This window comes from Pseudonocardia sp. T1-2H (assembly GCF_038039215.1).
Classification (GTDB): domain Bacteria; phylum Actinomycetota; class Actinomycetes; order Mycobacteriales; family Pseudonocardiaceae; genus Pseudonocardia.
In genome coordinates this window covers 5446866-5467396 of sequence record NZ_JBBPCL010000001.1, presented here as the reverse complement: position 1 = coordinate 5467396, position 20531 = coordinate 5446866, and the positions used below count along the sequence as shown (strand labels likewise).

The window sequence follows — 20531 nt, the reverse complement described above, 5'->3', positions numbered from 1 at the left end:
CTGAAATGCAGCTGGTACTCGACCCCGAGCAGCAGGAGCTCCGCTCCGCGGTCCGCAAGTTCCTCACCGACCAGTCCCCGTCCGCGCGCGTGCGCAGCGCGATGGAGTCCGACGACGGCTACGACCGCGAGCTCTGGCGCCGGATGGCGACCGAGCTCGGCCTGCTGGGGCTCGCCGTCCCCGAGCGGTACGACGGCGCGGGCGCCGGGCACGTCGAACGGGCGATCGTGCAGGAGGAGCTCGGGCGCTCCCTCGCGCCGTCGCCGTTCCTCGGCTCGGCCGTCCTCGCCACCGACACCCTGCTAGCCCTCGACGACGAGGCCGCCCGCGCCGAGCTGCTGCCCCGGATGGTCGCGGGCGAGCTGATCGCCGCGGTCGCGGTCGCCGAGGGCGGCGGCGCGTGGGACCGCACCGGCGGCGCCACCACGGCGTCGAGGTCGGGCGATGCCTGGACCCTCGACGGCACCAAGACCGCGGTCGTCGCCGGGGACGTCGCCGATGTCCTGCTCGTGCTCGCCTCGACGTCCGACGGCCCGGGCTGGTTCCGGGTCGACCCCTCCGCGAGTGGGGTCACCCGGACCACGCTGACGACGCTCGACCCCACCCGTCGGCTCGCGAAGGTCGCCTTCGCGAAAGCCCCGGCCACCGCGCTGGCCAGCGCCGACGCGGCCGCCGTGCTCGACCTCGTCGCGGACCTGGGCGCCGTGGCGCTGGCCGCCGAGCAACTGGGCGGGTTGCAGCGCGCGCTCGAGATGGCCGTCGACTACGCCAAGGTGCGCGTCCAGTTCGGCCGGCCGGTCGGCTCGTACCAGGCCGTCAAACACGGCCTCGCGGACGTCTACAGCGACTGGGAGCAGGGGCTCTCCGCCCTGCGCCACGCGAGCTGGGCCGCGGACCACGCCCGGGACGAGCTGCCGCTCGCGGCCGCGCTCGTCGCGGCCTACGTGGGCCCGGCGTACTTCCGCGCAGGCACCCTCTGCGTCCAGTATCACGGCGGGATCGGCTACACGTGGGAGCACGACGCGCACCTGTACTACAAGCGCGCGAAGAGCACCGAGCTGCTGTTCGGTTCGCCGGCGCGGAACCGCGCCCGGCTCGCCGACCGCCTCGGCGTCTGAGAGAAGGGTTCGAAGTGCCGGACACTGCGCCAGATTCGGGATCGGAGCAGGCGGTTCTCACCAGCCTGGACGATGGCATCCTCACGGTCACGCTGAACCGGCCGCGGCGGAAGAACGCCCTGGACGCGGCGACGTGGGACGGCCTGCGTGCCGTCTTCACGCGGGCGGGCGACGACCCGGAGGTCCGCGTCCTGGTGCTCACCGGGGCGGGCGGGGACTTCTGCGCGGGTGCGGACCTGAGCGGCGACCGCGGCGACACGCACCCGTTGCAGCGCATGCGCGGTGTCAACGAGGTCGCGCTGCTGCTGCACGAGCTGCCGATCCCGACGATCGCGAAGGTCGAGGGCGTCGCCGTCGGGGCGGGGTGGAACCTTGCGCTGGGCTGCGACCTGGTCGTCTCCTCGCGCACAGCCCGGTTCTCCCAGATCTTCGCCAAACGCGGCCTCTCGCTGGACTTCGGCGGCTCCTGGCTGCTGCCCAAGATCGTCGGGCTGCAGAAGGCCAAGCGGCTCGCCCTGCTCGCCGAGATCATCGGCGCGGAGGAGGCGGAGAGGCTCGGCCTGGTCACCTACCTCGTCGAGCCCGGCGAGCTCGACGGCTTCACCGCGGACCTGGCCGAGCGGCTCGCCGACGCGGCTCCCGTCGCCGTTCGCCAGTCCAAGCAGCTGCTGAACGAGAACGCCGACCGCACGATGCGGGACGCCCTGTCCAGCGAGGCGCGCACACAGTCGATCAACTTCGCCACCGAGGATGCGCCCGCCGCGTTCGACGCCTTCATCGAGAAGCGCGATCCCGAGTTCACGGGGAAGTGGGCGGTCAAGTGACGACGACCCAGAGCACCTACACGGAGATCGCCTACGACGTCGCGGACCACGTCGCGACGATCACCCTCGACCGGCCGGACCGGCTCAACGCCTTCACCACGACCATGGCGAGGGAGCTGGTCGCTGCCTTCGACGAGATCGACGCGGACGACTCGGTCCGGGTCGTCGTCGTCACCGGCCGGGGCCGCGGGTTCTGCGCGGGCGCCGACCTGGGCCGCGGCGGGGCGACCTTCAACGCGAACGACCCGGAGCGCGCGGCCGAGCGCAAGGACTTCGAGACCATCGGCGGCGTCCCGCGGGACGGCGGCGGCATCGTCTCCCTGCGCGTCGCGGCCTGCCGCAAACCGGTCATCGCCGCTGTCAACGGCCCGTCGGTCGGCATCGGCGCCACGATGACGCTCCCGATGGACATCCGGCTCGCCGCGGAGTCCGCGAAGTTCGGGTTCGTCTTCGCCCGGCGCGGGCTGGTGCCGGAGGCGGCGTCGAGCTGGTTCCTGCCCCGCGTCGTCGGGATCTCGCAGGCCATGGAGTGGGTCGCCACGGGCCGCGTCTTCACGGCCGAGGAGGCGCTCGCCGGCAGGCTCGTCTCCAAGGTCCTGCCGGACGACGAGCTGCTGCCCGCCGCGTACGCGATCGCGAAGGAGATCGTGGACAACACGTCGTCGATCTCCGTGGCGGCGTCCCGGCAGCTGCTCTGGTCGATGCTCGGCGCGTCGACGCCATGGGAGGCGCACCGGCTGGACTCGGCGGCGATCTACGCGCTCGGCCAGGGCGAGGACGTCAAGGAGGGCGTCACGTCCTTCCTGGAGAAGCGGCCGCCGTCGTTCCCGGACCTCGTCAGCAGGGACTACCCGGCCGCCGTCCCGCCGTGGCCCGTCCGCCCGGAGACGATGGAGTGAATCCGTACTTCGATCTCACGGGGCAGGTCGCGCTCGTCACCGGGGGCAACTCCGGGATCGGGCTGGGCATGGCGCACGGGCTGGCGAAGGCCGGCTCGGACGTCTGCATCTGGGGCACGAACGCGGAGAACAACGAGAAGGCGGCGGCCTCGCTGGCCGAGCACGGCACCAAGGTGCGCGCCCTGCGGTGCGACGTCGGGGACGAGCAGGCCGTTGCGGAGAGCTTCGCCGAGACCCTCGAGGAGTTCGGCAGAGTCGACTCCTGCTTCGCCAACGCCGGCGTGGGCGGGCGGGGCGCGAAGTTCCAGGACCTCGAGCTCGACGAGCTGCGCCGGGTGTTTCGCGTCAACGTCGAGGGCGCGTTCCTCACGATGCGGGCGGCCGCCGCGCACATGATCGAACGAGGCGAGGGCGGCGTGCTCGTCGGCACGTCCAGCCTGGCTGCCGAGCAGGGCCAACCGCGCGGGCACCCGTACGCGGCGAGCAAGGGCGCGCTGCTGTCGATGATGCGCGGGCTCGCCGTCGAACTGGCGCGGTACAAGATCCGGGCGCACACCCTGCAGCCGGGTTGGACACACTCGACGATGACGGACGTCGCGTTGAACGACCCGCATTTCACGGCGAGGGTGATGCCGCGAATGCCGGTCCGGCGATGGGGCGAGCCGTCGGACTTCGAGACGATCGCGGTCTACCTGGCGAGTCCGGGGACGACGTTCCACACCGGGGACACGTTCCTGGTCGACGGTGGGTACTCCCTGTTCTGACCCCGACCTGCCATGTCGGCTCAGTCGTCCTTGCGGTCCTCCCGGTCGTGGTGGCCCTTCGAGAAGCCCAGGGCGCCCATCAGCGGGATGAGCAGGAAGAACATCCAGGCTTGCGGGACCACGCCGACGAAGACGAAGAACAGGATTGTGCGGGCGCGCGCCACTCGGGGAGCCGCGTCATGGAGCCATGACGCTGTCCCGGGGGCCCGAAATCCGTCCTGGCTCCATGACGTGGGCCCCAAGGCCGGGACCTCAGCGCACCTGGCTCGCCGGGGGCGGTGTGATCAGCACCGGGGTGCCCCAGCTCCGGTAGTCCGCGGTCATCGCCAGGGTCCCGATCCCGGGCATGTCCTGCCGCGCCTCGCTGCGCACCGGACGGTTCTCCGCGTCGACCCACAGCGTGCTGCTGATCCGGGTCATCCCGCCCGCGACCTGCTGCTGCAGCTGCGCGCGGACGTCGGGCTCGCGCTCCAGCTCCGCGGCCCGGTTCAGGTCCACGACGATCGTGTAGCGGACCGCGGGCGTCCCGTCGACGGGGTCGTCCGAGGCGTCCGCGACCAGGCTCGCGTCCGCGAAGCGGCTGATGTCCGCCGTCGGGTCCGCGCTGTCGACGATGTTCGTGGCGAGCGTCGCGAGGGTGCGCTCCGCCGCGTCCCCGCTCGCCGCGTCGACCTTCGTCCACGGCCGCGGGTCCCCGGGCTGCGCGGACGGCAGCCGCAGGAACACCTGGCCCGGCAGCACGACGAACCCGGTGCTCTTCGGCGCCTCGCCGGAGTGGGTGAGGGTCTGGGTGAAGTCCACGGACACCCCGGAGTCCTCGATCCGCAGCGCCCCGGTGCCGCCGACCGTCATCGCCGGTTCGCCGGGGCCGTGCGTGCCGTCCTCGACGTGCCCGGCGACCTGCAGGATCGCGGTGCGGTCCGTGCGCTGGCGGGCGGTGACGGCGTCCAGCAGCTCGCGGACGTCGTAGACCTTGGGAAGCCCGCGGGCGGCGGTCTGCTGCGGCGGGGCGCCCGCGCATCCGGTGAGTGACGCGCCGAGCACGGCCAGCAACAAGATCCAGGTCGGCATCGACCTCGGTCCAGCTCCGTCCACCTGGGCTCCGCCTCCGGTCCGATCTCCCCAGGTGAGGCTATCGGTCCGCGGTCGGCGCCCCCGCGTGGCCCGGGCGCAGTGCGACGAGCACGCGGCGCAGTGCGTCGAGCCGTCCGGGCCGCAACGTCCCCGCCGCGACGAGCGCGTCGAGCGCGCACTCCGGGTCCGCGGGCGGTCCGAGGTGCCCGCAGCCGCGCGGGCACTCCTCGACGGCGCTCGCGAGATCGTCGAAGGCCTTGATGACGTCGTCCGGCGTGACGTGCGCCAGCCCGAAGGACCGCACGCCGGGGGTGTCGACCACCCAGCCGCCGTCCGGCAGCGGGAGCGCCACCGCGGCCACCGTGGTGTGCCGCCCCTTGCCGACCCCCGACACGACGCCGGTGAGCCGGCGGGCCTCCGGCAGCAGCGCGTTGACCAGCGTGGACTTGCCGACGCCGGAGTGCCCGACCAGGGCCGAGACGCCGCCGTCGAGCAGCTCGGCGAGCGCGTCCGGCGGCTCGTCCCGCCGGGTCACGACGACGGGGAACTCCAGCTCCGCGTAGTGCGCCGCGAACGGCGCGGGGTCGGCCAGGTCCGCCTTCGTCAGGCACAGCACGGGCGTGAGACCACCCGCGAACGCGGCGACCAGGCAGCGGTCCACGAACCCGGTGCGCGGGACGGGGTCCGCCAGGGAGGTCACGATCACGAGCTGGCCCGCGTTGGCGACGACGATCCGCTCGAAGGGGTCGGTGTCGTCCGCGGTGCGGCGCAGGACCGTCTGCCGCTCCTCGACGCGCACGATGCGGGCGAGGGTGTCCGGGGCCCCGGACAGGTCCCCGACCAGCCCGACCCGGTCGCCGACGACGATCGGTGTGCGGCCGAGCTCGCGGGCCCGCATGGCCGTGACCGGGGGCGCCTTCGCGTCCCCACCCGGAGCGCAGGTCCAGCGGCCGCGGTCCACGGCGATGACCATGGCCTCCTCGGCGTCCGCGTGGTCCGGGCGGCGCTTGGTGCGCGGCCGGGAACCCCGTCGCCCGGGGCGGATGCGGACGTCCGTCTCGTCGTACTCGCGCGGGCTCATCTCGGCCGGCTCATCCGGACAGCAGTGCGGCCCACCGGCCCGGGAAGTCCGGGAACGTCTTCGTCGTGCAGGCCACGTCGTCGATCGTGACGCCGGGGACGACGAGCCCGAGGACGGCCCCGGCCGTGGCCATCCGGTGGTCCGCGTAGGCGCCCCAGGGCCGGTCCGCCGGCGCGGTGAGGGCGCGTGGGCGGATCTCCAGGCCGTCCTCGGTCTCGTTGACGTCCGCGCCCAGCGCCGTCAGCTCGGCGACGAGGGCGGCGAGCCGGTCCGTCTCGTGCCCGCGGATGTGCGCGACCCCGCGGATCCGCGACGGGGTCGCGGCCAGGGCCGCGATCGCCGCGACCGTGGGGGTGAGCTCGCTGGCCTCGTGCAGGTCCACGTCCACCCCGGTGAGCCGGTCCGGCCCGCGCACGGTCATGCCCGCGCCCGACGGCGTGACCGTCGCGCCGAACCGTTCGAGGACCGGCAGGACCTCGGCCCCGGGCTGGGTGGATCGGGCGGGCCAGCCCGCGACCGTAACCTCGCCCGCCGTGACCGCCGCCGCGGCCAGGAAGACCGACGCGTTGGACAGGTCCGGCTCGACGGTCCACTCCCGGGCGGCGATCGGTCCGGGCTCCACCCGCCACACGTCGGGCTGCGAGTCGTCGACCGCGACGCCCGCCTCGCGCAGCATCGCCACGGTCATGTCGATGTGGGGCAGCGACGGCACCGGCGCGCCGTCGTGCAGCACCGTGACGCCCTTGTCGAACCGGGCCCCGGAGAGCAGCAGGCCCGACACGAACTGGGACGACGCGGACGCGTCGATCGTCACGTCCCCGCCGGCCAGGCCGCCGGCCCCGTGCAGGACGAACGGCAGCCGGTCCCCGTCGACGACCGCGCCGAGCGCGCGCAGCGCCTCCAGCACGGCGCCCATCGGGCGGGTGCGGGCGTGCGGGTCCCCGTCGAACAGGACGGCGCCGTCGGCCAGCGTGGCCGCGGGCGGGACGAACCGCATGACCGTGCCGGCGAGCCCGCAGTCCACGGTCCCGCCGCCGGTCAGCGTGCCGTCCCCGCCGAGGGCGACCCGCTCGCCGTCGACCTCGACCGGGACGCCGAGGGACCGCAGCGCGCCGCACATCAACGCCGTGTCCCGGGTGGCGGGCGCCCCGTGCACGACGGACGGGCCCGCGGCGAGGCCGGAGAGCAGCAGCGCGCGGTTGGTCACGGACTTGGACCCGGGGACGGCGACGATGCCGCGCACGGGCCCGCCCGCCACCGGCGCCGCATAGAACTTTGTGTCGGCCACGGGCCCCATGATTCCGCATCCCTCCGCCGCGGGGCCCGTGCAGGTGGCGAGCCCGGCCGGGGTGATCGTTCCGGCAGCCACATCGATGCTGTGCCGACGACGCTCCGGTCGCCCCGGAACCGATCACGGACGGTCGCGGCGGGGGAGGACCGTCGGTGCCGCGTGCCACGATGGGCACATGTGCGGGAGGTACGCCTCGACGAAGGCACCCACGGACCTGGCGGAGGAGTTCACCGCCGTCGACGCCGTGACGGAGAAGGCCGGGGAGGAACGCCGGCCGGACTACAACGTCGCGCCCACCCGGGACGTGATCGCGGTGGTGCAGCGGCACCCGCGGGATGCCGAGGGCAACGCGGACCCGGACACCACCGAGCGCAGCCTCCGGCTGGTCCGCTGGGGCCTGGTGCCGTTCTGGGCCAAGGACCCCTCGGCCGGCGCGCGCATGATCAACGCCCGCTCCGAGACGGCCGCGGAGAAGCCCGCGTTCCGCAAGGCACTCGCGTCGCGCCGCTGCCTGCTCCCGGCCGACGGCTGGTACGAGTGGCAGCGCCGGGCCGCCACCAAGGACCACAAGGCGTCGAAGCAGCCGTACTTCACCCACTACGCGGACGGGGAGCTCGCTGGCCATGGCCGGGCTGTGGGAGTTCTGGCGGCCGAAGGAGGGCGAGCTTCTGGACAAGTACCCGGACGGCCTGGTCACGGCCACCGTGCTCACCACCGGGGCGGTCGGGCCGCTCGCCCAGGTGCACGATCGGATGCCGCTCGTCCTCCCCCGGGACGCGTGGGACACCTGGCTGGACCCGGACACGGACGCGAAGGCGGACTCGGTGCAGGCCTGGCTGCGGCCGCCGTCGGAGCAGCTCGTCGCGTCCCTGGAGATCGTCCCGGTGTCGGACCGGGTCAACAGCGTCAAGAACAACTCCGCGGACCTGCTGACGCCACTGGACCCGGCGCAGGTGGAGGAGCCGATCCAGCTCGACCTGCTCGGATGACCGCCGGGCCGACGACGACGGAGGTCGACACCCCGCACGGCCCCGCCCGGGTCCACGTGCACCGCACGGACGGCGATCCCCGTGCGGTCCTGCTGCTCGGCCACGGGGCCGGCGGCGGGGTCGAGGCCCCGGACCTGAAGGCCGCGACGACGGCCGCGCTCGCCGCCGGGCTGCACGTCACGCTCGTCGAACAGCCCTACCGGGTCGCCGGCCGTCGTGCGCCCGCCCCCGCGACGCAGCTGGACGCGGCGTGGCTCGCCGTCGCGGCGTGGGCGGGCGAGGAGTTCGAGGGGCTGCCGTTCCTCTTCGGCGGCCGCAGCTCGGGAGCCCGGGTGGCCTGCCGCAACGCCGCCGACGGCAAGGCGGTCGCCGTCCTCTGCCTGGCCTTTCCCGTCCATCCGCCGGGAAAGCCGGAGAAGCACCGGCTGGCGGAGCTCGACGGTGTCGAGGTGCCGGTCCTGGTCGTGCAGGGCGAGCGGGACCCGTTCGGCCGCCCGGAACCTGCGCCCGGCCGCGAGGTCGTGGTGCTGAGGGGGGACCACAGCCTGAAGTCGGACGTGCCGGGGGTCGGTGCGGCGGTGGGCGAGTGGCTGGAGGAGGTCAGCCCCGGACCGCGATAGCCGCGGTGCGCGCGCCCGCGAGCGCGACGAGGTCCGCGGGGGCCAGCTCGACCTCGAGGCCGCGGCGTCCGGCGCTGCAGAACACGGTGTCCCACTCCAGCGCGGACGTGTCGAGCACCGTCGCCAGCCGCTTCTTCTGCCCCAGCGGCGAGATCCCGCCCGCGACGTAGCCGGTGGCCCGCTCGGCGGCGGCGACGTCGGCCATCCGCGCCTTCTTCGCGCCGACGGCCGCGGCGAGTGCCTTCAGGTCCAGCGTCGAATCCACCGGCACGATCCCGACGGTCAGCGCGCCGTCCACCTCGGCGACCAGAGTCTTGAACACCCGGCCGGGCTCGAGCCCGAGCGCGACGGCGGCCTCCGGACCGTACGCCTGGCCGTCGGAGTGGCTGTAGGAATGCACCCGATGGGTGATCTTCCGCTTCGCCAGCAGTGCGGTCGCCGGCGTCCCCTGCCCTGCCATGAATCTCCTCCTCGGCTGCCCGACGGACTGCCGCCTGCCACGGGAATTGCCGGGGGCGCGGACGGCGTTCGGACAGTACGTGACACACGCTCTGATGGAAGCGCCGGCGGTGGCCGAGGCCCACGTCCGGCCGCGCCGCCGAAGGGGTGGGCGCGTACTCTCGGCGCGGTCCGTGGTCGCCCGGGCCGCGGATGTCCGGCCTTCCCCCGGTGGGCCGGATCTGCAGGAGAGGAGCGCGGTGCCTGAGCACAGCCCCGAGAACATCGGTGCGGCGCACACAGCTGCGGCGACGGCGGACGTGGCGACACCCGAGATCGGGGAGCGCCCGGAGGACCGCGCGTCCCCCGGCGAGACGGCAGACGAGCGCACCGCGCGGTTCGAGCGCGACGCCATGCCGATGCTGGACCAGCTCTACGGCGCCGCGCTGCGGATGACGCGCAACCCCGCGGACGCCGAGGACCTCGTCCAGGAGACGTTCCTCAAGGCGTACTCGGCGTTCCGCACTTTCCGCGAGGGCACGAACCTCAAGGCCTGGCTGTACCGGATCCTCACCAACACCTACATCAACGGTTACCGTAAGAAGCAGCGCCAGCCGTTGCAGTCCCCGACGGACGAGATCACGGACTGGCAGCTCGCCCAGGCCAGCGAGCACTCGTCGACCGGGCTGCGCTCCGCCGAGGTCGAGGCGATGGACAACCTCCCGGACTCCGACGTCAAGGAGGCCCTGCAGCGGCTGCCGGAGGACTTCCGGATGGCCGTGTACCTGGCCGACGTCGAGGGCTTCGCCTACAAGGAGATCGCGGACATCATGGGAACGCCGATCGGTACGGTGATGTCCCGGCTCCACCGCGGGCGTCGCCAGCTGCGCGACATGCTCACCGATACCGCGCGGGAGCGGGGATTCATCCGGGGCCAGGCCGAGGAGGTGACCACCCGATGAGCTGCGGGAACCACCACGAGACTGACTGTTCCGAGGTGCTCGCCGAGGTGTGGCTCTTCCTCGACGGCGAGTGCGACCAGAGCCGCAAGAAGCTTCTGGTCCAGCACCTCGACGAGTGCGGGCCGTGCCTCGCGGAGTACGGCATCGACGAGAAGCTGAAGGCCCTGCTGGCCCGCAAGTGCGGCGGCGAGCAGGCCCCCGACAGCCTCAAGAACCGGCTGCGCCACCAGATCCGCACCCTGGTGCTGGAGCAGGCCGAGGTGACCGTCGAGTCCGGGCCGGGCGGGACGACCGTCGAGGTCAGGACGACGCGTCTCGAGCGCCGCAGCTGAGACGGCTCGACACACAGGCGCAGCCACGACACAGCGAAGGGGCGGTACCGGGTAACCGGTGCCGCCCCTTCGGCGTCGTCACGCTGCGCCTCAGCTGTTGGGGCGCTTGCCGTGGTTGGCGCCGTTCTTCTTGCGGTCGCGCTTCTTGCGTCCACGCTTCGACATGGTCGTACCTCCTTCGTCTGCGGCTGCTCTGCCATGAGTGTCCCACGTGATTGGATGGGGCCCGGAACGGCATGGGACGGGCCCCGGGCGGTGGGGTGCGCGCAGCGACGAGGAACGGCGGGTCCGAACGGGTGTCCACACTGAGCGACCTGCTGGCCGAGCACACACACCTCCCCGGGGATGCGGTGGACCATCTCCAGCGTGTCGTCGCGGAGTGGCAACTGCTCGCCGACATGTCGTTCGCGGACTTCCTGCTCTGGATCCCGCTGCCCCAGGACGCGGACCAGTCGATGACCAGCGCGCCCGTCGAGTTCCTCTGCGTCGCGCAGGCCCGCCCGACCACCGGGCCGACCGCGCACCCCGAGGACGCGGTGACCCAGCGGGTGTCCCCGCAGGACAACCCGCAGCTGCGCCGCGCGGTGGTCGAGGGCCGGATCTGCCGCGAGGAGGAGCCGCGCTGGAACCTCGAGGTCCCGGTGCGCCGCGAGACCATCCCCGTGCGCTTCAACGGCCGGGTGCTGGCGGTGCTCTCCCGGGACACGAACCTCGCGATGCCGCGGGTGCCGAGCCCGATGGAGATCGCCTACCTCGGCTGCGCCTCGGACCTGTGCCAGATGATCGCGGACGGCACGTTCCCGTCGTCGTCCGCCGTCGCCGGCGCGGACACCAGCCCCCGCGCCGGCGACGGGATGATCCGCCTCGACGCGCACGGCCTCGTCGCCTACGCCAGCCCCAACGCGCTCTCGGCCTACCACCGGATGGGCCATGCGAGCGACCTCGTCGGCCTCCCGCTGGCCGCGGCCACCAAGGAGCTGGTCGGGGACCCGTTCGACGCCGTCGAGGTCGCGAGCCGCATCCAGGCGGCGCTGGACGGCCGGACGTCGATGCGCATGGAGGTCCGGGCCCGGGGCGCCACGATGCTCGTCCGCGCCCTGCCGTTGCGCCCACGGGGCGACGCAGCGGGCGCGCTCGTCCTCGTCCGGGACATCACGGACCTGCGCCGGCGGGACCAGGCGCTGCTCACCAAGGACGCGACGATCCGGGAGATCCACCACCGGGTCAAGAACAACCTGCAGACGGTCGCGGCGCTGCTGCGGCTGCAGGCACGCCGGACGTCGATCCCGGAGGCCAAGCAGGCGCTCTCGGAGAGCGTCCGCCGGGTGACGTCGATCGCGCTGGTGCACGAGGCCCTGGCCTACTCGCTCGCCGAGCAGGTCGACCTCGACGAGCTGGTGGACACCGTGCTGCCGGTGATCGGGGACGGCGCCACGGCCGAGGTGCGGGCGAAGGTCCGCCGCGACGGCTCGCTCGGCACCCTCAACTCCGCGATGGCGACCCCGCTCGTCCTCGTGCTCACCGAGCTGGTGCACAACGCCCTGGCCCACGGCTTCGACGCGGGTCAGGCGGGCGAGGTCGTCGTCAGGGCCCGCCGTTCGGCCGGCCGGCTCGAGGTGATCGTGGCCGACGACGGCCGGGGCATGCCGGACGACTTCGACTACGACCGGTCCGACGGCCTGGGCCTGCAGATCGTCCGCACGCTGCTGACGGAACTGGACTCCCACCTGGTGGTCCGGCCCCGCGAGGGAGGCGGAACCGAGGCCCTCATCACGGTCCCGATGGCGGGGCGATAACCTTCTCGTGTGATCGCTGATCCCGGTGCCGTGGTCGCGTCGGTGCCGTGGTCGACGGTCTCCCGGTCCGGAGCTGCACGCCACAGCGAGCGCCCGGATGACACATCGCGGGCCCGTGGCCGGTGGCGTCCGGCTACGGGCCCGCGAAGGGGAAGCGAGATGCTGTTGTCCCGAGAGATTCGGGGTGTGACTTTCTTCTTCAGGTGCCCGGGTCGTCCGGGCTGTCGATGCTCAGGCCGTGCGAGCGCGGGTCCGAGCATTGCGCCGCTTCAGCGCACGTCGCTCGTCCTCGCTCATGCCGCCCCACACACCCGCGTCCTGGCCACTCTCGAGGGCCCAGGCAAGGCACTCGGTGACCACGGGGCAGCGGCGGCACACGGTCTTGGCCTCGGCGATCTGCAGAAGGGCCGGGCCGCTCGTCCCCACGGGGAAGAACAGCTCGGGGTCCTCGTCGCGGCAGATCGCGTGGTGACGCCAATCCATGGTGTTTCTGCTCCTCGTACTGCGCGATCGGGGTCGCGCCGATCGTCCGTCACGGTGTTTCCGCGCTTGTGAATGGTTTCACGAGCGCGGTCGGTCTTCAAGGGACAAGGTCCGTCCAGGTGAGGCGACTCACCCACACTACGCAACGATGGCCGACACGATCGGTTACTACGCCGGTCAACCGCTACGAAGAGCTATCAGTGTCCCTGCCCAACGGAAACCGGGATACCCGTTTCCCGTCGGACCATGCGAGGAAATCTCCCTCGCCGTCCCTCGGTGTCGCAGGACCTACCTTGGATCACCGTTTGGCCTGGTGCGAGCCCCTAGCGGCTCGGCGGTCCATTCGTCGCGGTGAGTGGACGGCTGCCGTCACCCGGCGGGGTGATCATGCCGTTCGGACTGCGACGAGCTGTGTCTCTGGCACGACGACGCGTAGCGCCGCCGCTGCACAGGGTCAACGCCCGGAGGGCCCGGAACCTTCCTCAGACGACCACGCGCAGCACATTGGGCACGGAGACGAACTCCACGTCGGTCCGTGAGCCGAGGTGGTCCCCGTCGAGCTGCAGGGCCAGGGGCTCGGCGCTGCGGATGCGCACGAGCGGCACGGCGTCCTGGCGGAGGACGTTGCGGCCGTGGGGATTGCCCTCGCGCGCGAGCAGGTGCGTCAGCGTGTGCGCGATCGTCGGCAGGCCGAGGTGGCGCAGGGCGAACAGCGCCAGGCCGCCGCTGAACGACGCCCCGGGGTTCGTCCGCACCGCCCGGCCGTCCAGGTAGGTCCAGGGGTCGGTGTTGCTCACGAACGCCATCCGCACGTCCTCGACGGGCGCGGCGCCCGGGATCTCGACGGTCATCGACGGGGGGTTGCGGCGCTGCCTGACGTACTCGGAGAAGGCGGTGCGGAAGTAGCGGCCGGGGGAGGCCTCCTGGCCGTCGGCGCGGGCCCGTTCGACCGCGGCGACGACGTCCGCGTCCCAGCCCAGGCCGGCGTTGAAGGTGAACCAGCGGTCGTCCGCCCGGCCGAGGCCGACGAGCCGGCTGCGCCTCGCCTCGAGCGCCGCCAGGATCGCGCCCGTGGCCTCCACCGGGTCCCGGGGCATGCCGAGGGCGCGGGCGAAGACGTTGGCGGAACCGCCGGGCACGACGGCGAGCGCGGGCGTCCCGGCGTCCGCGGGGGTGACGTCGATGCCCGAGCCGTCCGCGCGGGTCCGGTGCCGCACCAGGCCGTTGACGACCTCGTTGACCGTCCCGTCCCCGCCGAGGGCGACGACCAGCTCGATCCCGGCCGCGACGGCCTCCGCGGTGGCCTCCGCGGCGTGCCCGCGGTAGGCGGTCTGCAGGACGTCCAGCTTCAGCTCGCTGGCGAGCGCGTGCGCGAGCACGTCCCGACCCGCTGGGGTCGTCGACGTCGCCCGGGGGTTGACCACGAGGAGCGCGCGCACACCACGAGGGTATCCCGGCCTATTCTCGGGCCCGTGACGTCCGACCAGCCCGAGCCCCGCCCGGCCCCGGAACAGCCCGTGCGACCGCCCCGTCAGGTGCTCCTGGCCGGCGGGATCGTCGGGGCCCAGGGGCTGGTGGGCGTCGCGGTCGCGCTGGTGTTCCTGGTGCGGGCCATCGGCTCCGATGCCCCGGGAGCCGGGATCGCGGAAGCCGTGTACTTCCTGCTCGTGGGTGGCGCGGTGCTCTTCGCCGGGACGGGGCTGCTGCGGGGCAAGCGCTGGGCGCGCACGCCGGCGATCGTCGCCCAGCTGTTGCTGCTGCCCGTCGTCTACTCGTTGATCGGGCCGTCGCAGCAGCTGGTCCTGGGGATCCTCGCCGGCCTCGTCGTGATCGGGACGTTCCTGCTGCTGATCAGCGAGCCGTCCCGGGCCTGGTCGATGGACCTGTTCGGGGACGACGGCTGACCAGGGTCCGTCCTAGGCGCCGAGCTCGGCCAGCGGCTCGCCCGTGAGCCGGTAGGTCGTCCAGCCGTCCATGCCCACGGCGCCGATCGCGCGGTAGAAGGCGATGGAGGGGGCGTTCCAGTCCAGCACGGACCACTCCAGCCGGGCGTACCCCCGCTCGACGCAGAGGGCCGCCAGGGCGGCCAGCAGGGCCTTGCCCAGGCCGGCCCCACGGTGGGCCGGCTGCACGTAGAGGTCCTCGAGGTAGATCCCGTGGACGCCCTCCCAGGTGGAGAAGTTCAGGAACCACAGCGCGCACCCCACGACGACGTCGTCACGGACCGCGACGTGCGCGAAGAGCGCCGGATCGGGCCCGAACAGGGCGGTGCGCAGCTGCGACGGCGTCAGCCGGCACTCCTCGCGCAGCTTCTCGTACTCGGCCAGCTCCTCGACGAGGCCCACGATCGCGGGCACGTCGCCCGGTTCGGCCCGTCTGATGCCGTTCGTCATCTCCTGCGTCACGCCTTACCGTAACTGCGCGTCATCGGCCTAGTCTCTTCGGCTGAACGGAGCAACCTCGGCCCTTCTCGCTCGTCTTCTCCGGTGGGGACAGCGGCGGAAAGGTGATCGATGGGTAGGCACAGCAGGTCGGGCGGGGCGCGCGCGGCGCTCGCCGCGGGTTCGCTCGCGGCGGTCGGGATCGTCGCGATCCTCGCCGGTCCGGCCGCGCAGGCGGCGACCACGTCGCCCGCGGGTTCCGCAGCCCCCGCGCGCGTAGCGGGGACGCCGTGCACGGCGAGCGCGCACGCGTGCGTCGACCTCACGCTCAAGCAGGCCTGGCTGATCGCCGACGGCACGGTCACCCGCGGCCCCGTGCGGATCGAGCCCGGCGACGCGCAGGACCCCACCCCCGTCGGCACGTTCGAGGTCCAGTGGAAGGACCAGAACCACGTCAGCGACATGCCCAACCGCGCACCGATGCCGTTCTCGGTGTTCTTCGCCGACGGCGGCGTCGCCTTCCACGAGGGCAGCATGACCAACCCGTCCTACGGCTGCGTGCACCTGCAGCACGACGACGCGGTGGCGTTCTTCCACACCCTGCAGGTGGGGGACGAGGTCCAGGTCCACTGAGCCTGCCGGTCAGGGCAGGCGGAGGTTCACGTGGTCGAGCCTCGGCTCGCTCCGCTCGTCGCCCAGCACGCTCCACGCCGCGGGGTCCATGGCCAGGTGCGCCCCGCCCGCCGGCGGGAGGCCGATCCAGCGGGCCATGAGGACGCGGCTGAAGTGGCCGTGCCCGACGAGGACGACGTCGCCCTCCGACCGCAGCGAGCGGACGTCCGCGAGCACCGCGTCCGCGCGGGCGCGGACCTGCTCGGCGGACTCGCCGCCCGGCGTCGGGTGGCTCCAGACCGTCCAGCCGGGGTCCGTACGGCGGATCTCGGGCGTCGTCAGGCCCTCGTAGTCCCCGTAGTCCCACTCGACGAGCCGCTCGTCGACGGCGTCGGGGGTGAGGCCCGCGAGCTTGGCGGTCTCCTGGGCCCGGCTGCGCGGGCTCACCAGCACGCGGACGGGCGGCGGCGAGTCGCCGCGGAGCGCGGCGAACGTACGGCCGGCGGCACGGGCGAGCTCCCGTCCGTGGTCCGTGAGCGGGATGTCCGTGCGGCCGGTGTGCTTGCCGGTCGCCGACCATTCCGTCTCGCCGTGCCGGAGCAGGAACAGCCGGCCCTGGCTGTCGTTCGAGGCCACGGCGACGAGGCTAGTGCTCCGGAGGTGTCGACGCCGGGTCCCGCGGGGGTGACCCGACGCCGTCGTCGTCACCCTGCGCAGGTGACAGACGGGCACCTCCGCCACCTGAGAGCCCCGGTCCACCGTTCGCCACGAATCGACTCCCCCGTACGGCAGCAGGTTGCTCGGCGAACGGCGTCAATGCTTGCGGCCGAAAGCAGATGCCCTCTACCTCGGGGAATCATGACCGAGTAGTCTGTGGATCACCCAGCGTAAGGAGTCGGACCATGGCCGGTCGTACGCTCGACCGGGTCATGGTCGGGATGCTCGAGGCGTGCTGTCGCAGATTGTGGGGCTTCGCCCCGGCGATGATCCCGAAGATCGTCGGCCGCAAGGGCGCGTTCGGTGCCCTCGGGTGGTTCGTCGCGAACATGCCGCGCTACCTGCTCTCGCTCTACGTCCTCGGGCCGGTGCGGTTCCACCTCGCCGGCATGGCGATCTCGCTCTACAACGACTGCGTCTACTGCGCGTTCGGCCACGGCTACGCCTTGGAGCTCGTCTACCTCCGGGACAAGGGCCGGCTGTTCCCGCTGGACGCGCGCACGCTCGAGGACTGGCTCCATCTCGAATCCCGCCAGCTCGAGGACCGGCTGCGCGCCGTCCTGCACGAGGCCGGCCTGCACGCCGAGAGCATGTGGGTGGACCGCACGCTCGCGCTCGCGTCCGGGGACCAGCAGCCGGTCGACGGCACCGAGGCGCGGCTCGCCCACATGGTCCGGATGCTCGGCACGATGAACCGGATCGCGATCGAGTCCGGGTGCGTGCCGGACCAGGCGCAGAACCCGGTGAACAAGAACCTGGTCGTCAAGGCCCGGCACAGCGAGCTCCGCGCCGCCGCCAGCGTCTGACCGGCGTTCACCCGCGCTCGGTACCGTCCGGACGTGGCGGAACCGCGGCTGGTGCGGCGGCTCGGCCCGGTCTGGGGGTTCCTGGCCGGGTGGGGATTCGCGGTCGGCAGGACGGCGAGCTGCGCGGCGATGGCGCTGACCTTCGGCGCCTACGTCCGGCCCACGGACCCGGTGCCGCCGGCCGACTGCGCTGCGGCCGGCGTACCCGGCTCCGAATAGTCGAGCGAGAGCCCCGCGCGGTCCCTTCTCGGGTGCGCATTCCGGGGCGGGCTTGTGCCGCTGATCGATGGCACCCTGTCCGCGCTGGCGCCGATCTTCGCAGCGGCGTTGCTCGCCGGCCCGCGTGCGGCGTTGTTCCTCGGGCTGGCCACCGCCTCGCTGGTGCAGGTCGCTCTCGGCGGCGCGCTCATCGTCGGCGTCGGACTGTTCCTAGGCCGGGTGTGAGCTTCGAACCACTCATCGCGGACCTCCAGCGTGGCCGTGGGCCCGATGATGATCAGCGGCTCGTCCCGGCCTGCAGCACGCCGTCGCCGCAGGCAGCGACGAATGGTGACTCCGCCACCCGGTAGCAGGCATACAGAAACTGGGGTCAGCACTCAGATCCGTGTGACGCTGGCGGTGATGTGCTGCGGGATGCCCGCCGGGAAACTCGTTGGAGACGGAGGCACCTTCTCGTCGCGGCTCTTCATCGACGACCTGGAGAACCACGCCTGGATGATCAGCGCGGAGAATCACACCGGGTGACGCAATGAGGCCCGGAAGCAGCTGGGCTTGGCAACAGCCTCGGTTTTGACCCGGCCAGATTTCAGCATGGCCGGAGCGACCTCTCAGCCACTACGTATACCGACGAAAGCCGTCATGGCGCGTATAGGTGTGTACCGCCGCTCGTCATCGTCACGCAACCCGCCTCAACACAAGTTGGAGATGCAATGAACTGCCTGGAATGCGCATTGGCCGCCAATTCGCTCAAGCGGCCCGCGATCGGTGTCTGCGGATACTGCGGCGCGAGCGTCTGCCACGAGCACGCAGCCATCACCCCGATCCAGCCACAGCCCGTCGGAGTGGTTCTGGCGTCCAAGCCCGGTCGCCGAGAACTCAGCTGTGTGGCCTGCACTCCGCGACGCAGTAGCGCGGAATCGCACCGCCAACGGGCTGCCCGACCGGACGGCACCGTCGGAAGTCAAGCCGCGTAAGGCGTCCGGCGGTTGTGACAGCAGCGACCGGCCACCTGCGGACGACCCGGGCACGTCGCACCGTCCGTGCCCGCCGCCCCCTGCGGCCGTACCCAACCGCCCGACGCCAGCATGGCCTGGCAGTCCCGTTCCGCGGAAGCACGCGTGCCCGTCGACAGAGCCCGCACCGGACGATGGATTATCGTCGACCAGTACGGACACGAATCCACTGCCGATCCCCTTTCCGGGAACGCTTCACCGAGGCGACTGCGAACCAGGAAGCCGCCGCATCCCGCCTTGCCGGTGATAATGCCCGCGCAATCTACCGGCAGGCGATTTAATGGCCTGGCGCCGCCACGGCATCAGCCATACCGGCAATAGCCGAATCCGGCTGTCCTGTGAACTGGCCAGCGGAGTGACATTCTGACGTTAAACGGTCGGGGGTTTCACTCCGCTGGTGCCTGGGCGATCCGTGCAGCCGTCGGCTGTGCGCCCCCGGCCGCGGGCCCTGCGCCACGCGTGCCCAGGTTCGCAGGCGCCACGTCGCCGCACGCCTTCATTGCTGCGTCCCACGTCTCGGGGTCGATGCCCGGGGGAGGCGGGGGTGTCGCTCCGGCCGCCCCGTTTCCGCCGGCCGGCGGGGTTCCGGGTGCGTGCGCCGCTCCTGAAGGACGGGCGCCACCGGAGGACGGAGCTTCCTCGGCCAGTCCCCGCATTCGGCAGCGTGACTCCGTTCTCGGCGAGGCAACTGGTGAACGCCTGCATGTCCCTACTCGGCGCCAGCGCTTCGCTCGCGTCGCCACCCGTCGTGCTCTGCGTGCTACCGGCGGACGAGCCGCACCCGGCCAGGAGGAGCACCCCGGTGGCGGCGAGAGGGGCGGCGAGCCACAGTCCCCGGCGTGCGGTCTGGATCGCTGACATCGTCGTCCTCTTTCCTGCTGCGGACCCTTGCCGCGGCGGGACGGAAACTGGCCGCGCCGCCTGCCGCTCCCTTCGGGCATCGTGCTGAGGCTGGCCGACTTCACCGACCTCGTCGGCACCGCCATCGCCAACGCCCAGGCGCGGGCCGACCTCACGGCGTCGCGGGCGCGCGTGGTGGCCGCCACCGACGACATCCGCCGCCGTATCGAGCGCGACCTGCACGACGGCACTCAGCAGCGGCTCGTCTCACTCGCACTCGAGGTGCGCAACACGCAGGCCAGCGTCCTCGACGCGCAGCCCCAGCTGAAAACCGAGCTGGCTGACATCGCCGACGGCCTGGTCGCCGCGCTGGACGACCTGCGGGAGATCGCCCGCGGCATTCACCCCGCATTGCTTGCCACAAGCGGCCTGCATCCAGCGCTCGAAGCGCTGGCCCGCCGCTCGCCGCTCCCGGTCGAACTCGACATCAACCTCGACGGCCGCCTCCCGAACCATGTCGAGGTCGCGGCCTACTACGTGGTCGCAGAGGCGCTCACCAACGCCGCGAAACACGCGCGACCCACGGCCATCTGGGTTGCGGCCGACGTGGTGGACGGCCGCCTGCGGCTGAGCGTGCGCGACGACGGCGTCGGCGGCGCAGATCCGGCCAACGGCTCCGGGTGACCGGGCTCACCGACCGGGTCGAGGCGCTCGGCGGAACGATCACCCTGCACAGCCCGCCGGGTGAGGGCACGACATTGCAGGTCTGGCTCCCGCTCTCGGCTCCAGCCGAACCCACCTGTCGCCGGGGTCGCCGCACGTCGAGCCACGCAGCCTGCCCGACCGTCGCCGGTTCTGCCATACCTCCGCCCGAGTCGCCAGACCAGCGCAGGCCGTGTGAGGACGTGGGAACTAGAGAATCCAAGATCGTCTCTCGGAACGGTGTCGCGTGACGTCCTGGCCGCGACGCGGCCGCGGCTCAGGGCCGGGCTCACCTGGAGGGCTGTTCGCCCGCGGGCCTGCCGCTATGGGCTCGGTGATGGCTGGTCGGGCCGAGGAAGAGGTCGGCGATCCGGCGACCGTCGGGGCGTCCGTCGCCGTCCTCGCACGGGATCTTCTCGATGCGATTGGCAGTCGGCCGGGCTGACGGCGGTAGGCGCTCGAAGCGGTCCCGTGGGGTGTTCCCACATCTGAGGTTCGGCAGCGCAGAAGGAACCAGGCTTATCGCTCTCAGCGACTGTCCAAGTGGTCTGTTCTGGGCCGTCAGGGGGC

General features: G+C 72.5%; 25 protein-coding genes and 1 pseudogene. 16 read left to right on the top strand and 10 right to left on the bottom strand.

The annotated features are described in order from the left end of the window. Positions 1 to 5: 5 nt before the first annotated feature. Genes WBK50_RS26925 through WBK50_RS26910 form a run of 4 tightly spaced genes read left to right on the top strand, consistent with a single transcriptional unit; the run spans position 6 to position 3605 of the window. The gene (locus WBK50_RS26925) at positions 6 to 1118 is read left to right on the top strand and encodes an acyl-CoA dehydrogenase family protein (protein ID WP_341338279.1); all 1113 of its coding nucleotides are present in this window, start codon (positions 6 to 8) and stop codon (positions 1116 to 1118) included. Between the two features lie 14 nt (positions 1119 to 1132). Next, on the top strand, positions 1133 to 1942 hold the full coding sequence (locus WBK50_RS26920; protein WP_341338278.1) for an enoyl-CoA hydratase/isomerase family protein: 810 nt from the start codon (positions 1133 to 1135) through the stop codon (positions 1940 to 1942). Further along, positions 1939 to 2841 carry a crotonase/enoyl-CoA hydratase family protein gene (locus WBK50_RS26915; protein WP_341338277.1) on the top strand — a complete coding sequence of 301 codons (903 nt, stop codon included), beginning with the start codon at positions 1939 to 1941 and terminating at the stop codon, positions 2839 to 2841. The genes WBK50_RS26920 and WBK50_RS26915 overlap by 4 nt, the downstream gene beginning before the upstream one ends. Continuing rightward, positions 2838 to 3605, top strand: coding sequence for an SDR family NAD(P)-dependent oxidoreductase (locus WBK50_RS26910; protein ID WP_341338276.1), 768 nt, complete (start codon positions 2838 to 2840; stop codon positions 3603 to 3605). Before WBK50_RS26915 ends, WBK50_RS26910 begins: the two co-directional genes overlap by 4 nt. A gap of 20 nt (positions 3606 to 3625) precedes the next feature. Here the strand turns inward: WBK50_RS26910 and WBK50_RS26905 are convergent, their stop codons facing one another. The 4 genes from WBK50_RS26905 to aroA form a co-directional block, all read right to left on the bottom strand. Continuing rightward, complete coding sequence (locus tag WBK50_RS26905) at positions 3626 to 3769, bottom strand: hypothetical protein (RefSeq protein ID WP_341338275.1); 144 nt, start codon at positions 3767 to 3769, stop codon at positions 3626 to 3628. 88 nt (positions 3770 to 3857) lie between these two features. Further along, entirely contained in the window at positions 3858 to 4676 is an 819-nt protein-coding gene (locus WBK50_RS26900; RefSeq protein ID WP_341338274.1) for a hypothetical protein, read from the bottom strand. 61 nt (positions 4677 to 4737) lie between these two features. Next, positions 4738 to 5760: a ribosome small subunit-dependent GTPase A gene (rsgA, locus tag WBK50_RS26895; protein ID WP_341338273.1), complete on the bottom strand. Its 1023-nt coding sequence runs from the start codon at positions 5758 to 5760 to the stop codon at positions 4738 to 4740. 10 nt (positions 5761 to 5770) lie between these two features. After that, entirely contained in the window at positions 5771 to 7048 is a 1278-nt protein-coding gene (gene aroA / locus WBK50_RS26890) for a 3-phosphoshikimate 1-carboxyvinyltransferase (RefSeq protein WP_445942309.1), read from the bottom strand. 178 nt (positions 7049 to 7226) lie between these two features. Here aroA and WBK50_RS26885 point away from each other — a divergent pair. Beyond that, positions 7227 to 8040: pseudogene (locus WBK50_RS26885) on the top strand (SOS response-associated peptidase). Next, positions 8037 to 8660: an alpha/beta hydrolase family protein gene (locus tag WBK50_RS26880; RefSeq protein WP_341338271.1), complete on the top strand. Its 624-nt coding sequence runs from the start codon at positions 8037 to 8039 to the stop codon at positions 8658 to 8660. The pseudogene WBK50_RS26885 and the gene WBK50_RS26880 overlap by 4 nt, the downstream one beginning before the upstream one ends. Here WBK50_RS26880 and ybaK read toward each other — a convergent pair. Next, positions 8641 to 9120 (bottom strand): Cys-tRNA(Pro) deacylase, encoded by a 480-nt coding sequence (gene ybaK, locus WBK50_RS26875; protein ID WP_341338270.1) that lies wholly within the window; start codon positions 9118 to 9120, stop codon positions 8641 to 8643. The two genes, WBK50_RS26880 and ybaK, sit on opposite strands and share 20 nt — an antisense overlap. Positions 9121 to 9433: 313 nt before the next feature. Here ybaK and WBK50_RS26870 point away from each other — a divergent pair, with 313 nt between their 5' ends. Then, a complete protein-coding gene (locus tag WBK50_RS26870) occupies positions 9434 to 10060 on the top strand; it encodes a sigma-70 family RNA polymerase sigma factor (RefSeq protein ID WP_341339508.1) in 627 nt (208 codons plus the stop codon). Then, the gene (gene rsrA, locus WBK50_RS26865) at positions 10057 to 10392 is read left to right on the top strand and encodes a mycothiol system anti-sigma-R factor (RefSeq protein ID WP_341338269.1); all 336 of its coding nucleotides are present in this window, start codon (positions 10057 to 10059) and stop codon (positions 10390 to 10392) included. The genes WBK50_RS26870 and rsrA overlap by 4 nt, the downstream gene beginning before the upstream one ends. A gap of 90 nt (positions 10393 to 10482) precedes the next feature. Here rsrA and WBK50_RS35430 read toward each other — a convergent pair whose 3' ends face one another. Continuing rightward, a complete protein-coding gene (locus WBK50_RS35430) occupies positions 10483 to 10557 on the bottom strand; it encodes a 50S ribosomal protein bL37 (protein WP_098958692.1) in 75 nt (24 codons plus the stop codon). A gap of 131 nt (positions 10558 to 10688) precedes the next feature. Here WBK50_RS35430 and WBK50_RS26860 point away from each other — a divergent pair, with 131 nt between their 5' ends. Continuing rightward, complete coding sequence (locus WBK50_RS26860) at positions 10689 to 12188, top strand: sensor histidine kinase (protein ID WP_341338268.1); 1500 nt, start codon at positions 10689 to 10691, stop codon at positions 12186 to 12188. A 231-nt stretch (positions 12189 to 12419) separates the two neighbouring features. On the opposite strand, the gene WBK50_RS26855 is transcribed toward WBK50_RS26860, so the two are convergent. Both WBK50_RS26855 and WBK50_RS26850 read right to left on the bottom strand, forming a co-directional pair. Then, positions 12420 to 12671 (bottom strand): WhiB family transcriptional regulator, encoded by a 252-nt coding sequence (locus WBK50_RS26855; RefSeq protein WP_297496215.1) that lies wholly within the window; start codon positions 12669 to 12671, stop codon positions 12420 to 12422. 482 nt (positions 12672 to 13153) lie between these two features. Beyond that, positions 13154 to 14110, bottom strand: coding sequence for a diacylglycerol/lipid kinase family protein (locus WBK50_RS26850; protein ID WP_341338267.1), 957 nt, complete (start codon positions 14108 to 14110; stop codon positions 13154 to 13156). Positions 14111 to 14143: 33 nt separating this feature from the next. On the opposite strand from WBK50_RS26850, the gene WBK50_RS26845 reads away from it, so the two are divergent. After that, complete coding sequence (locus tag WBK50_RS26845) at positions 14144 to 14575, top strand: hypothetical protein (protein ID WP_341338266.1); 432 nt, start codon at positions 14144 to 14146, stop codon at positions 14573 to 14575. A 12-nt stretch (positions 14576 to 14587) separates the two neighbouring features. Here the strand turns inward: WBK50_RS26845 and WBK50_RS26840 are convergent, their stop codons facing one another. Then, positions 14588 to 15064 carry a GNAT family N-acetyltransferase gene (locus WBK50_RS26840; protein ID WP_341338265.1) on the bottom strand — a complete coding sequence of 159 codons (477 nt, stop codon included), beginning with the start codon at positions 15062 to 15064 and terminating at the stop codon, positions 14588 to 14590. 120 nt (positions 15065 to 15184) lie between these two features. Between WBK50_RS26840 and WBK50_RS26835 the strand changes: the two genes are divergently transcribed. Next, complete coding sequence (locus WBK50_RS26835) at positions 15185 to 15685, top strand: L,D-transpeptidase (RefSeq protein ID WP_341338264.1); 501 nt, start codon at positions 15185 to 15187, stop codon at positions 15683 to 15685. Between the two features lie 9 nt (positions 15686 to 15694). Here WBK50_RS26835 and WBK50_RS26830 read toward each other — a convergent pair whose 3' ends face one another. After that, positions 15695 to 16300, bottom strand: coding sequence for a histidine phosphatase family protein (locus WBK50_RS26830; protein ID WP_341338263.1), 606 nt, complete (start codon positions 16298 to 16300; stop codon positions 15695 to 15697). A 266-nt stretch (positions 16301 to 16566) separates the two neighbouring features. Here WBK50_RS26830 and WBK50_RS26825 point away from each other — a divergent pair, with 266 nt between their 5' ends. The 5 genes from WBK50_RS26825 (at position 16567) to WBK50_RS26805 (ending at position 19943) form a co-directional block, all read left to right on the top strand. Continuing rightward, positions 16567 to 17187, top strand: coding sequence for a hypothetical protein (locus WBK50_RS26825; RefSeq protein WP_341338262.1), 621 nt, complete (start codon positions 16567 to 16569; stop codon positions 17185 to 17187). A 33-nt stretch (positions 17188 to 17220) separates the two neighbouring features. Continuing rightward, complete coding sequence (locus WBK50_RS26820; protein ID WP_341339601.1) at positions 17221 to 17406, top strand: hypothetical protein; 186 nt, start codon at positions 17221 to 17223, stop codon at positions 17404 to 17406. Between the two features lie 54 nt (positions 17407 to 17460). After that, complete coding sequence (locus WBK50_RS26815; protein ID WP_341338261.1) at positions 17461 to 17631, top strand: hypothetical protein; 171 nt, start codon at positions 17461 to 17463, stop codon at positions 17629 to 17631. Positions 17632 to 17793: 162 nt separating this feature from the next. Beyond that, positions 17794 to 17931 (top strand): hypothetical protein, encoded by a 138-nt coding sequence (locus WBK50_RS26810; RefSeq protein WP_341338260.1) that lies wholly within the window; start codon positions 17794 to 17796, stop codon positions 17929 to 17931. 1430 nt (positions 17932 to 19361) lie between these two features. Next, positions 19362 to 19943: a sensor histidine kinase gene (locus WBK50_RS26805; protein WP_341338259.1), complete on the top strand. Its 582-nt coding sequence runs from the start codon at positions 19362 to 19364 to the stop codon at positions 19941 to 19943. Positions 19944 to 20531: the final 588 nt, after the last annotated feature.

Excerpts from the sequence above, each read along its gene's own strand:
- WBK50_RS26925 (WP_341338279.1), top strand. The coding sequence starts at position 6 with ATGCAGCTGGTACTCGACCCCGAGCAGCAGGAGCTCCGCTCCGCGGTC.
- WBK50_RS26900 (WP_341338274.1), bottom strand. The coding sequence starts at position 4,676 with ATGCCGACCTGGATCTTGTTGCTGGCCGTGCTCGGCGCGTCACTCACC.
- rsgA (WP_341338273.1), bottom strand. The coding sequence starts at position 5,760 with ATGAGCCCGCGCGAGTACGACGAGACGGACGTCCGCATCCGCCCCGGG.
- WBK50_RS26880 (WP_341338271.1), top strand. The coding sequence starts at position 8,037 with ATGACCGCCGGGCCGACGACGACGGAGGTCGACACCCCGCACGGCCCC.
- ybaK (WP_341338270.1), bottom strand. The coding sequence starts at position 9,120 with ATGGCAGGGCAGGGGACGCCGGCGACCGCACTGCTGGCGAAGCGGAAG.
- rsrA (WP_341338269.1), top strand. The coding sequence starts at position 10,057 with ATGAGCTGCGGGAACCACCACGAGACTGACTGTTCCGAGGTGCTCGCC.
- WBK50_RS26855 (WP_297496215.1), bottom strand. The coding sequence starts at position 12,671 with ATGGATTGGCGTCACCACGCGATCTGCCGCGACGAGGACCCCGAGCTG.
- WBK50_RS26840 (WP_341338265.1), bottom strand. The coding sequence starts at position 15,064 with ATGACGAACGGCATCAGACGGGCCGAACCGGGCGACGTGCCCGCGATC.
- WBK50_RS26835 (WP_341338264.1), top strand. The coding sequence starts at position 15,185 with ATGGGTAGGCACAGCAGGTCGGGCGGGGCGCGCGCGGCGCTCGCCGCG.
- WBK50_RS26825 (WP_341338262.1), top strand. The coding sequence starts at position 16,567 with ATGGCCGGTCGTACGCTCGACCGGGTCATGGTCGGGATGCTCGAGGCG.